The sequence below is a fragment of the Quadrisphaera sp. RL12-1S genome, from assembly GCF_014270065.1.
Taxonomy (GTDB): domain Bacteria; phylum Actinomycetota; class Actinomycetes; order Actinomycetales; family Quadrisphaeraceae; genus Quadrisphaera.
In genome coordinates this window covers 146163-158109 of sequence record NZ_JACNME010000006.1, presented here as the reverse complement: position 1 = coordinate 158109, position 11947 = coordinate 146163, and the positions used below count along the sequence as shown (strand labels likewise).

Annotated in this window: 9 protein-coding genes; 3 read left to right on the top strand and 6 right to left on the bottom strand. The window is 75.5% G+C overall.

The features are described from left to right. Positions 1-3 precede the first annotated feature (3 nt). Both H7K62_RS13275 and H7K62_RS13270 read left to right on the top strand, forming a co-directional pair. On the top strand, positions 4-2070 hold the full coding sequence (locus tag H7K62_RS13275; protein ID WP_186718944.1) for a glycosyltransferase family 39 protein: 2067 nt from the start codon (positions 4-6) through the stop codon (positions 2068-2070). 450 nt (positions 2071-2520) lie between these two features. Continuing rightward, positions 2521-3783, top strand: coding sequence for a glycosyltransferase (locus H7K62_RS13270; RefSeq protein WP_186718942.1), 1263 nt, complete (start codon positions 2521-2523; stop codon positions 3781-3783). A gap of 40 nt (positions 3784-3823) precedes the next feature. On the opposite strand, the gene H7K62_RS13265 is transcribed toward H7K62_RS13270, so the two are convergent. From H7K62_RS13265 to H7K62_RS13245, 5 genes are all read right to left on the bottom strand, one after another. Next, positions 3824-4399: a dihydrofolate reductase family protein gene (locus tag H7K62_RS13265; RefSeq protein ID WP_186718941.1), complete on the bottom strand. Its 576-nt coding sequence runs from the start codon at positions 4397-4399 to the stop codon at positions 3824-3826. 214 nt (positions 4400-4613) lie between these two features. Continuing rightward, on the bottom strand, positions 4614-7100 hold the full coding sequence (locus H7K62_RS21605; protein ID WP_222437565.1) for a DEAD/DEAH box helicase: 2487 nt from the start codon (positions 7098-7100) through the stop codon (positions 4614-4616). A 263-nt stretch (positions 7101-7363) separates the two neighbouring features. Next, a complete protein-coding gene (locus H7K62_RS13255; RefSeq protein WP_186718940.1) occupies positions 7364-8032 on the bottom strand; it encodes a 3-oxoacid CoA-transferase subunit B in 669 nt (222 codons plus the stop codon). After that, positions 8029-8742, bottom strand: a complete 714-nt coding sequence (locus H7K62_RS13250; RefSeq protein ID WP_186718939.1) for a 3-oxoacid CoA-transferase subunit A — start codon at positions 8740-8742, stop codon at positions 8029-8031. The genes H7K62_RS13255 and H7K62_RS13250 overlap by 4 nt, the downstream gene beginning before the upstream one ends. After that, the gene (locus tag H7K62_RS13245) at positions 8739-9938 is read right to left on the bottom strand and encodes a thiolase family protein (protein WP_186718938.1); all 1200 of its coding nucleotides are present in this window, start codon (positions 9936-9938) and stop codon (positions 8739-8741) included. The genes H7K62_RS13250 and H7K62_RS13245 overlap by 4 nt, the downstream gene beginning before the upstream one ends. A 78-nt stretch (positions 9939-10016) precedes the next feature. Here H7K62_RS13245 and H7K62_RS13240 point away from each other — a divergent pair, with 78 nt between their 5' ends. Further along, the gene (locus H7K62_RS13240; protein ID WP_222437564.1) at positions 10017-10904 is read left to right on the top strand and encodes a LysR family transcriptional regulator; all 888 of its coding nucleotides are present in this window, start codon (positions 10017-10019) and stop codon (positions 10902-10904) included. A 31-nt stretch (positions 10905-10935) separates the two neighbouring features. Here the strand turns inward: H7K62_RS13240 and H7K62_RS13235 are convergent, their stop codons facing one another. Next, positions 10936-11871 carry a helix-turn-helix domain-containing protein gene (locus H7K62_RS13235; protein WP_186718937.1) on the bottom strand — a complete coding sequence of 312 codons (936 nt, stop codon included), beginning with the start codon at positions 11869-11871 and terminating at the stop codon, positions 10936-10938. Positions 11872-11947 lie beyond the last annotated feature (76 nt).

The window sequence follows — 11947 nt, the reverse complement described above, 5'->3', positions numbered from 1 at the left end:
GGCATGACCGTGACCCACACCGCTGCCGGCGGTGCCTCCGGTGCTGCCGGTTCCGCTGGCGACCCAGCTCTGAGGTCCGCCACCGCTGACCGGCAGCGCCACCGGCCCGCCGCGTGGCAGCGGCTCCTGCGAGGCCGCGAGGAGGCCCCCGCGTGGGAGCGCCCGGCGCTGCTGGCGCTCCTGGCCGCGGCGGCCGTGACCTACCTGGTGGGGCTGGGCTCCTCCGGGTGGGCCAACTCCTTCTACTCCGCGGCCGTGCAGGCGGGATCGGTGAGCTGGAAGGCGTTCCTCTTCGGCAGCTCCGACGGCGGGAACTCCATCACCGTCGACAAGCCACCGGCGTCGCTGTGGGTGATGGCGTTGTCGGTGCGCATCTTCGGGCTCTCGTCGTGGTCGGTCCTCGTGCCGCAGGCGCTCCTGGGCGTAGCGACCACCGGCGTCCTCTGCGCCGCCGTCCGCCGCCACTGCTCCGCGGGCGCCGCGCTGCTGTCCGGCGTCGTCCTGCTGCTCACACCGGTGGCGGCCCTGATGTTCCGGTTCAACAACCCCGACGCGCTGCTCGTGCTCCTCATGACGCTCGCCGCGCACACGGTGCTGCGGGACCTGGAGGACGGCCGCACCCGCTGGCTGCTGGCCGCCGGCGCCCTGGTCGGGCTGGGGTTCCTCACCAAGCAGCTGCAGGTGTTCCTCGTGCTGCCGGCGCTGGGGCTCACCCACCTGCTCTTCAGCCCCCGCCGGGTGGGGACGCGCGTGCTGCAGCTGCTCGCGGCGGGTGCTGCGCTGCTGGTCTCCGCCGGGTGGTGGGTGGCTCTGGTCGAGCTGTGGCCCGCATCGTCACGGCCCTACACCGGCGGCTCCACCGACAACAGCTTCCTGGGCCTGACCCTCGGCTACAACGGCCTGGGCCGTCTCACCGGTGAGGAGACCGGGTCTGTCGGCGGAGGCGGCGGTGGCGGCACGGGGACGTGGGGGGAGACCGGCACCACCCGCCTGTTCACCGCGGAGTTCGGCGGGCAGGTCGCCTGGCTCCTCCCGGCGGCGCTGGTGCTGGGCGTGGTCGCGCTGGTGCTCCTGCGCCGCCGCCCGCGCTCGGACGGACAGCGGGCCCAGGTGGTGCTGTGGCTGACGTGGCTGGTGGTCACCGCGCTGACCTTCAGCTTCATGAGCGGGATCATCCACGGGTACTACACGGTCGCCCTGGCCCCGGCGGTCGCCGCGCTCGTGGGGGTGGGCGCGTCACTGCTGTGGCGCGAGCGCGCCCGTCCGCTGGCCCTGGGGACCCTGGCGGTGGCCACGGCCGGCACAGCGGTGTGGTCGTTCGTGCTGCTCTCGCGCAGCAGCGACTTCCTGCCCTGGCTGTCGTGGCTGGTGCTGGTGGCGGGCGTGCTCGCCGCGGTCGGGCTGATCGCCACGGCGCTGCGTCCCTCGCTGACGAGGGTCGTCGCGGGGGTCGCCCTCGCTGCCTCGCTGGCCGGGCCGCTGGCGTACACCGCCCAGACGGTGAGCACCGCGCACACCGGCTCGATCGTCTCGGCCGGCCCCACGGTCGCCGGAGCGATGGGCGGCCCCAGGGGCGGGGGTGGGCGCGGCGGCGTCGGCGGCTTCCCCGGCGGCCAGACCGGCACCGCGCCCGGTGGGACGGGGACGACGACGACGCCGGGCGCAGCCGGCGGGGCGGTGGCCGGCCGCACCGGCGGCCCCGGGGGCGGGATGGGCGGTCTGCTCAACGGCAGCAGCCCGAGCGCTTCGCTGGTGGCGCTGCTGGAGGCTGACGCCAGCTCCTACACCTGGGTCGCCGCGACCGTCGGCTCGAACAACGCCGCGGGCTACCAGCTGGCCACCCAGCAGCCGGTCATGCCGATCGGCGGCTTCAACGGCACGGACGCCTCCCCGACGCTGGCGCAGTTCCAGGCGTGGGTCGCGCAGGGGAGGATCCACTACTTCGTCCCCGGCAGCACCGGTGGCGAGGACCAGGGGACGGCCGCCCAGATCACGGCCTGGGTGGAGCAGACGTTCACGGCCCAGACCGTGGGGTCCACCACCGTGTACGACCTGACCTCCGCCTCCTGAGCCACCGCCTCCTGAGCCACCGCGTCCCGAGCGCCGGTCGTCCCCGCCCCAGGGGCCGGCCAGCACTCCTGCGTCACCCCCCGGACGCAGCCACCCGGCAGAGGTGCCACGACGTGTCGGAACCCTGCCTCGAGATGTCGGAACCGGGTTCGGGTTCCGACACATCGAGGCAGGGTTCCGACATCTCGCGCGGGCCCCGGGCGGTGCGGGTGATCAGAGCCGGACGCCCCCGCAGCAGGCCGGAGCGGCCACAGGTCGGTCACGGTACGAGCGCAGTCATGCGGCTCTGCGCCACGACGAGCAGCTCGCCGTGCTGGGTGCTGTGACGCGCACTCGCATGATCGTGCAGAGGAGGGCGTCGTGCAGAGGCGCACGGGCGGTGGGGGCGGTCATAGGCGGGGCACAGCACGGGCGCGGCGGCGCGAGAGGTGGCCGGCCGAACCTCAGGGCATGACGACGTTCCTGCTGGACGGTGCCGGCTCCAGCCCCTCGCTCCACCCGTCGCGCGGACTCCTCGTGGCGCAGCCGGGACGACCGCTGCTCGACGTCGTCGTCCCGGTGTTCAACGAGGAGGACGACCTCGAGCCCTGCGTGCGCCGCCTGCACGCCCACCTCACCCGGGCGCTGCCGTACCCGTTCCGCATCACCATCGCCGACAACGCCAGCACCGACGCCACGGCAGCGATCGCCGACACGCTGCAGGCCGCGCTGCCCGAGGTGGTGGCCGTGCACCTGCCGGCCAAGGGCCGCGGCCGGGCGCTGAAGGCGGTGTGGTCTGCTTCGGACGCCCCGGTGCTCGTGTACACGGACGTGGACCTCTCGACCGACCTCGCGGCCCTGCTGCCGCTGGTGGCGCCGCTCGTCTCCGGGCACTCCGACATGGCCATCGGCTCCCGCCTGGCGCGGGGCAGCCGCGTGGTGCGCGGGCCCAAGCGCGAGATCATCTCCCGCTCCTACAACGTGCTGCTGCGCCGCAGCCTCGGCGCGCGGTTCTCCGACGCCCAGTGCGGCTTCAAGGCCATCCGCAAGGACGTCGCCGACCAGCTGCTCCCGCTGGTGGAGGACACCGGCTGGTTCTTCGACACCGAGCTGCTGGTGCTGGCCGAGCGCGCCGGCGCGCGGATCGCCGAGGTGCCGGTCGACTGGGTGGACGACCCCGACAGCAGCGTCGACATCGTCCGCACCGCGACCGAGGACGTGCGCGGCATCCTGCGGCTCGCACGGGCCTTCGCCACCGGGTCGCTGCCGCTGGCCGCGCTGCGCGCCCAGCTCGGACGCGCTCCGCTGGACCAGGTGGAGCCCGCGGTGCCCGGCGTGCCGCGCGGCCTGCTCGGCCAGGTGGTGAGGTTCGGCGCCATCGGCGTGCTCAGCACCCTGGCCTACCTCGCGCTCTACGTGCTGCTGCGAGGCGCCGTCGGCCCGCAGGCCGCCAACCTCGTGGCCCTCCTGCTCACCGCGCTCGCCAACACCGCCGCCAACCGGCGCCTGACGTTCGGCGTCACCGGCAGCGGCGGGCTGCTGCGCGCGCACGCGCAGGGGCTCGTGGTCTTCGCCGCGGCGCTCGGGCTCACCTCCGGGGCGCTCGCGGCGCTCCACGCGCTGGCCGACCCGTCCCGGGCCGTGGAGCTCACCGTGCTGGTGGTGGCCAACGTCCTCGCCACCGCGCTGCGCTTCCTGCTGCTCCGCCGGTGGGTCTTCGGGAGGCGGGGGTGAGGCCCCTTGCGCGCCGGAGCGGACCGGGAGGGCGTCAGCGTCAGGCGAGCGGCTCCACCGAGCGCACCCGGTAGCGCAGGTGCACCACGCCGCCGGGCAGGCGGCGCTCCTCCTGCAGCGACAGGTCCAGGCGGAGGTCCAGCGGCAGGAACCGGGTGCCGCCGCCGACCACCACCGGGTGCACCACCAGCCCGACCTCGTCGACGAGACCCGCGCGCAGGGCCGCGGCTGCGAGCTCCGGGCCACCGATGCTGAGGTCCCGGGCCGCCGCGGCCTTGCGGGCGGCGACGTCGTCGGCGTCGAACTCCCGCACCAGCTCGGTGTTCGGGCCGCCCACCGCCGTGAGCGTGCGGGAGAACACCACCGCGGGGGTGGCCCGCCAGATCTCGCCGTACTCCACCTCGACGGCCGGCCGGTCCGGCTCGGCGGGCTGGTCCTCCCAGTACCGCATCACCTCGAAGAGCCGCCGCCCGTACAGGTGGGTGCCGACCTGGCGCTCCTGGTCGTTGAAGAACCGGTGGAGCTCGGCGTCCGGGGCGCCCCAGTCGAAGCGGCCGTCAGCGTCGGCGACGAAGCCGTCCAGGGAGGTGTTCATCCAGTAGCGCAGCAGGGCCATGCCCGGTGGACCGCGTCCCGCGCGCGGAGTCATCGGTGCGCGCCGCGACGGGGCCGGGACGAAGACGGTCCCCGCCGGGTGGAAGCCGACGGGGACCTGGTCCTGCGACCTGGCGAAAGGTGCAGGACGTGCTTCCATGATGCCACCCCGAGGCGCCTCGGCCGCGGTGAGGTGCCCCTGCAGCACGACGTCGGGCCGGACCGGCAGTGCGCGGTCAGGGGGCCAGAACGCCGTGCTTCTCCTCCAGGGCGTCGGTGAGCAGGCCCACCAGCGCCTCCAGCTGCACGTCGACGGAGTCGCCGACCTCCTCGTCGGAGCCGTCCAGCGCGCGCGCCGCCAGCCCCGCCTTGGAGTCGATCATCGCGGCGATCCGCGCGTCGAGGGTCTGCGCGGCGATGACGCGCCACGCCGTCACCGGCTCGGTCTGCCCGATGCGGTGCACCCTGTCGATGGCCTGGGTCTGCTCCGCATCGGTCCAGGACAGCTCCGCGAGCACCACGTCCGAGGCCACCTGCAGGTTCAGGCCCACCCCGGCCGCCGTCAGGGAGCACACGACGACGGCGACCTCGGGGTCGTTCACGAACGCGTCGACGTTGCGCTGGCGGACCTCCGGGGTCTGGCCGCCGCGCACGGAGGAGAAGCGCAGGCCCTGCCGGGAGAACAGCTCCTCGGCGGCGTCCATGACCTCGACGTGCTTGGCGAAGAAGACGACCTTCCCCGCGCTGCGCGCCAGCTGTGCGGTGTAGTCGGCGGCCAGCTCCGCCTTGGCGCGGCCGATGCGCCGCACCACGCTGAAGACGTTCTCGCCGTCCCCGGACTCGGAGTCCTTGAGCTCGGCCTTGGCCACCCGCCGCACGAGCGCGGCGTCGACGACGGGGGGCTCCGGGGCGGCGAAGGTGGCCCCGAGCGCCTCGTAGGCCTCCTCGACCACCGCTGCGGCCTCGGCGGCCGCCTGCGCGGCGGCCTCGGCCTCGGCCTCGGTCTCCGCCGCGGCGACGGTCTCCGCCGCAGGCGCGAGCTCGGACCCGGCCTCGACGTCCGTCTCCTCGGAGCCGTGCTCCGGCGCGTCGGCGAGGACCACGTCCACGCGGTCGTCGTCCTCGGCGCCCATCGCCAGCGCACCGCCCAGGCCGGCGGCGGCCCGGTGCGCGAGGGCCCGCTCGTACCGCTCCACCATGCGCAGCGCCAGGTCGCGCTCGGCGGCGCGCACGGAGCGGCCAGCGGGCCCGTCGAGGTCCACGGGGAGGTCCGCCACGCGGCGGGAGGGGATGTCGGCGGCCACGTCCACCTTGCGGCGGCGCACGATGCCCAGGTCCACCACGGCCCGGCGGGCGCCGGGGTAGAAGTCCGGGTCCGCGGGGGTCCTGTCGAGCTCCTCGAGGGCCTCGAGCAGCTGCGGCACCGGGCGGGTGCCGTCGGTCCAGCCGAGCAGCTGCCAGATGGCGCGGAAGTCGTCCACGTCGTTGATGAGCGGCGTCCCCGTCAGCGCCATGACCAGCGGGTCCGGCGTGCGGGCGCGGACGCGGTCGGCGATGGTCAGCACGTTCTGGGACCGCTGCGAGGTCTTGTTCTTGATGAAGTGCGCCTCGTCGACCACCATCCCGCGGAAGCCGAAGTCGCCCAGCCACCCCAGGTGCCGGTCGAGCACCTCGTAGTTGACCACCACGACGTCGGCGAAGCCGTTGACGCTCTCGCCGCTGCCCTGCACCACGGTGGTGGAGCGGTGCGGCACCCACAGGCCCGCCTCGCGGGCCCAGTTGGTCTTCACCACGCTCGGGACGACGACGAGCAGCGGGTACGCCATCGCGGCCTCGGCGGCGAGCAGCGCCTGCGCGGTCTTGCCCAGGCCCGGCTCGTCGGCGAGCAGGAACGTCCGGTGCCCCTGCGCGGCGGCGGCCACCAGCGCGCCCTGGTGCTGCATGAGCTCCTTGCCGGCGGGCGTGAACTGCTGGGTGGGCGCCGGCAGCTCCATGCAGGCCGCGTCACCGCCGCCGGCCCGCTCGAAGGAGCTCAGCAGCGCCGCGACGAGGTCCCAGCCGCCCAGGCGGCGGGGGAGGAAGGCGAGGTCGGGCTGCGGCGTGAAGACCGGGGCGAGGAACGGGTTGGCCAGCTGCCGGGACGCCACCGACGTCGGGACGACGGCGCGGGTCGAGGCCCCCGCACCCTCCCCGCCCGCGGCGCCGTCCCCGGCCGGCGCGAACGGCGACGCGGCGGGAGCGGCCACCTGCTGCGCGGCCGCCTCCGGTGCGGCGGGCGGGGTGATGCCGGCCTCGCGCTGCATCTCGCGCAGCAGCGCGCGGGAGGACGGCGCGATGACCGCGTCGTCGGTGAGCAGGTGGAGCAGGCCGGCGTCGCGGACGGCAGCCACGGCGAGCTGGGCCGCCACCTGGTCGAGCCGCTTGAGGCGCTCGCTGCGGCGGGCCTCCGGCATGGCGCCGGCCTGGACGCGTGCGCGCTCCTCGCGCAGCAGCAGCGCCACGGCCTGGAACCGCGAGCGGACGGCGGGGGTCAGGCGTCCCGCCTTCACCGCCTGCTGCACCTCGCGGACGCCGTCGGTCAGGACGGCCACCACGTCCTTGCGCTGACGGGCTGGGGCACCGCGGCGGCCGCCGCTCCCACCGCCGTTCCCACCGCGGCTGTCCCGGCGGGTGGGACCGCCGTTGCTGCGGCGACCGTCGTCACCGCGCTGGCCCTGGGCCAATGCCACCTCCTGGAGGCGTCGAGGCGCCGTGGCGCCACGTCGTCGCCCGCTGACTCGGCGGCGCTCGTTGAGGAGCCGGCCGCGGGACCAGCGGGCGTCGTGCCCGGGTCTTCAGGTCAGGAGGCGTTCGCCACCCATCGTAGGCGCCCCCGCGGCCGCCGGTGCGCCCCGGCGCACCCTTCACGTGACGATCAAGGACGTCGTGGACACCCGGGCGGGTGCGACGTCCTTGATCGTCGCGGAAGGGGGAGGCAGGAGGGTGGTCAGGCCCGGTGGAGGGGCACCTCCAGGCGGGCGGCCAGCTCGTCCACGCTCGTGCCCCAGGTCTCCAGGACGACGACCGCGGGCCCGCTGACGTCGAAGAGCGCGACCTCGGTGTAGACGCGGCTGACGCACCCGACGCCCGTCAGCGGGTAGGTGCACGCGGGCACCAGCTTGGCCGAGCCGTCCTTGGCGAACAGCGTCATCATCACCAGCACGTCCTTGGCCCCGTTCGCCAGGTCCATGGCGCCGCCGACGGCGGGGATCGCGTCCGGGGCGCCGGTGTGCCAGTTGGCGAGGTCACCGCTCGCCGAGACCTGGAACGCGCCGAGCACGCAGACGTCGAGGTGGCCGCCGCGCATCATGGCGAAGGAGTCGGCGTGGTGGAAGTACGCCGCCCCCGGGGGCTCGGTGACGGGGACCTTGCCGGCGTTGGTGAGGTCGGGGTCGACCTCGTCGCCGTGGGCCTCCGGCCCCATGCCGAGCATGCCGTTCTCGGTGTGCAGCACCACCCCGGCCTCCGGGCGCAGGTGCGCCGCGACGCTGGTGGGCTGGCCGATGCCGAGGTTGACGAAGGCGCCGTCGGGGATGTCGCGGGCCACGACGGCGGCCATCTCCTCGCGCGAGAGCGGCCCCCGGTCGAGGTGCTCGAGCGTGCTCGTCGTCGTCATCGTCCCTGCTCCTGCGCGTTGGTCGTCGCTGGTGCCCCCGACGAGAGGTCGACCACGTGGTCGACGTAGATCCGTGGAGTCACCACCGCCTCGGGGTCCAGCGCACCGGTGGGCACCACCTCGTCGACCTGGACGACGGTGACCGCCGCCGCCGTCGCCATGACGGGGCCGAAGTTGCGGGCGGTCTTGCGGTAGACGAGGTTGCCGACGCCGTCGGAGCGGTGCGCGCCGACGAGCGCGACGTCGCCGCGCAGCGCCGTCTCCAGGACGTGCTCGCGCCCGTCGATGACCCGGGTCTCCTTGCCCTCGGCGAGCAGCGTGCCCACGCCGGTGGGGCAGAAGAAGGCACCGATGCCCGCGCCCGCGGCGCGCATCCGCTCGGCGAGGGTCCCCTGCGGCACCACCTCCAGCTCGATGCGCCCGGCGCGGTAGAGGCCGTCGAAGACCCAGGAGTCGTGCTGGCGGGGGAAGGAGCAGACGACCTTGCGCACCCGGCCGGCGGCCAGCAGCGCGGCCAGGCCGGTGTCACCGTTGCCGGCGTTGTTGCTCACCACGGTGAGGTCGTCGGCGCCGTGGCGGATGAGCGCGTCGACGAGGGCCACCGGCATGCCCGCCATCCCGAACCCGCCGACCAGCACCGTCATGCCGGAGGAGATGCCCGAGGCGGCCAGGGCGGCGTCGGCGGCCTCGTGGAACTGCGTGCGGCTCACCGGCTGGCCTCCTGGTTCTCCAGCACCACGGCCAGGCCCTGGCCCACGCCGATGCACAGCGCGGCCACGCCCCAGCGGGCGTCGCGCTCGCGCAGCACCGCCGCGAGCGTGCCCAGCAGCCGCGCCCCGGAGGCGCCGAGCGGGTGGCCCAGCGCGATGGCGCCGCCGCGGGTGTTGACGAGGTCGGGGTCGACGCCCCACGCGTCCAGGCAGGCGAGCGACTGCACGGCGAAGGCCTCGTTGAGCTCCACGGCGCCGACGTCGGACCAGCCGATGCCCGCGCGGGCGAGGGCCCGGTTCGCGGCCTCGATCGGGGCGAGCCCGAAGTCCTGCGGGTCGAGGGCGTGTGCGCCGCGGCCGGCGATGCGGGCCAGGGGCGCGGTGCCGAGCACGTCTGCGGCGGCCTCGGAACCGATGAGCAGCGCGGCCGCCCCGTCGGTCAGCGGGCTGGCGTTGCCCGCCGTGATGGTGCCGCCGTCGGCGGGACTGCGGAAGGACGGCTTGAGCCTGGCCAGGGTCTGCGGGGTCGAGCCGTCGCGGACGCACTCGTCGCGGGCCAGCTGCACGCCGTCGACGTCGACGACCAGGTCGCCGTAGAACCCGTCGGCCCAGGCCTTCGCGGCGAGCTGGTGGGACCGTGCGGCGAACTCGTCCTGCCGCTCGCGGGAGATCTGCAGCCGCTGCGCGAGCTGCTCGTTGCACTCCCCGAGCGAGGCGGTCCACTCACCCGGCATCGCGGGGTTGACCAGCCGCCAGCCGAGCGTCGTGGACGCCGCCGTCACGTCACCGGCGGGGTAGGCCCGCTCCGGCTTGGGCAGCACCCACGGCGCGCGCGACATCGACTCGACCCCACCGGCGACGACGACGTCGGCGTCGCCCGTCTCGATGCTGCGCGAGGCCAGCGCGGCGGCGTCGAGGGAGGAGCCGCACAGCCGGTTGACCGTGGTCGCGGGGACCGAGGTGGGCAGCCCGGCGAGCAGCACGGCCATGCGCCCGACGTTGCGGTTGTCCTCACCGGCCTGGTTCGCGCAGCCCCAGACGACGTCGTCGATGCGGGCGGGGTCGAGGTCCGGGGCCCTGTCGAGCACCGCGGTGAGGGCGGTCGCGGCGAGGTCGTCGGGGCGGGCGCCGGCCAGCGCGCCGCCGAAGCGGCCGAACGGCGTGCGTGCGCTGGCGTAGAGGTGGGCCGAGGGCATGGGCCGACGCTAGGCCGCCGATCGATCGACGTCCAAGACGGTTTCTCGGCCCACCTATGCGTGCTGTGCATGAATGGGGTGGTGGAGACCCGGCTGCTGCGCTCGTTCGTCGTCCTCGCCGAGGAGCAGCACTTCGGCCGCGCCGCCGCGCGGCTGCACGTCGCGCAGCCGGCGCTGTCGCAGCAGCTGAAGTCGCTGGAGCAGCAGGTCGGCGCACGGCTGCTCGATCGGTCCACGCGGCGGGTGGAGCTCACCGACGCGGGGCGGCTGCTGCGCGAGCGGGCGCTGCAGCTGCTGGCCGACCTCGACAGGACCACCGCCGACCTCGCGCTCGTGGCCGCCGGCCGCGCGGGACGCGTGCGGATCGGCTTCGTCGGGACGGCCACCTACGCCCTGCTGCCCAGCGTCGCCCGCCGGGTGCGCGAGGAGCTGCCCGGCGTGGAGCTGGAGCTGCGCGGGGAGCTCCTCGCCCCGGCGCTGCTCGACGCCGTCGCTGCGGACGACCTCGACCTCGCCGTCCTGAGGCCCTCCGGGCCGCCGCCCGCAGGGCTCGTGGTGGAGGAGCTGCGCCGCGAACCGCTCGTCGTGGCCCTGCCCACGGGACACCGGCTGGCCGGGCGGGACGCCGTGGCGCTGGCCGACCTCGCTGGGGAGGTGCTCGTGGCGCACCCCTCGGGCCGCCGGTCCATGCTGCAACCGCTGGTGCTCGACGCCTGCCGGGCGGCCGGCGTCGAGCCCGAGGTCATCGAGGTCGGGGAGACCGGCACGCTCGTGGCGCTGGTGGCCGCCGGGCTCGGCTTCGGGCTGGTGCCGGACGCCGTGCGCGCGCTCCGCCTGGACGGCGTGGTCTACCGCCCGCTCGGCGGCGACCCGGTGCAGGTGCCGCTCGCCCTGGCCCACCGGCTCGACCCGGCTCCCGCGGTGCGGCGCGTCGCCGCCGTGATCAGCGCCGCCACCGCCCCCTGACCGCCACCGCCTGCCGACCGGACGGGTGTGCTCAGGAGCCGCTGCTCGCGCGCACCTCGGCCGGCGTGCACCCGTAGCGCTCGCGGAAGACCCGGGCGAAGTGGGACGCCGAGACGAACCCGCAGCGCGCGGCGACGGCGGCCACGGCGGGGTGGGCGGGGGCCGACAGGAGCCGGTGGGCCAGCTCGAGGCGTCGGTCGAGCACGGTCCGGGCGACACCCGCACCCGTCTCGCGGAAGACGCGGGTCAGGTGGCGCTCGCTGAGGCCGACGGCGCGGGCGACGGCCCCGACGGACAGGTCGTGGTCGGTGAGGTGGCGGTCGATGTGGGCCAGCGCCGCCCGGCGGTGGTCCTCGCTCGTGGTGGACCCGTGCAGGACCGCGCGCACCAGCTGGCCGAGCTGCTGCTGCGCCGCGGCGCGCTCGTCCGGGCCGGGGTGCGCGAGGGTGGCGCGCACCAGCCGCGCCAGCGCCGCGGCGTGCGCGCTCCCGGGGACGTCGTCGAAGCCGAGCACCAGGGGCTCGGTCGGCAGCGGCCGGCCCACCACCTGCTCGTAGGTGGTGCGCGGCACGCGCACCACGAGCTCCTCCAGGCCGCGGGCGAAGCCCCGCATGAACGGCCGGCTGACGTCGCAGACGAGCAGGGTCCCCGGACGCTGCAGCTGCACCCCGCCGGAGTGGTAGAAGAACGACTCCCCGCGCAGCGCGAAGTAGAGGGCGACGCCGTCCACGCCGCTGGAGGCGATCTGCTGCGCGGAGCGCTCCACCACGTGCGCGCTGGCGGCGACGTCGGCGAGGTGGACGCCGCCCAGGTCGAGCACCACCTCGCGCCCCTCCAGCGCCGTGCCGTCCAGCGTCCTGGCCCGCAGGTCGATCAGGGCGCTGGCGTTGTGCTCCTCCCACCGGGCGACCCGCTGCTCCTGGGGCAGCCCGACGGTGGAGAAGGTCCGGTAGCCCTCGACCAGCACCCGCCAGCACCGCCTCGTCGCGTCGCCCGGGGCGACGGCACCGCCGTCGCCGGAGGGCGGAACCGTACCCCGCCGG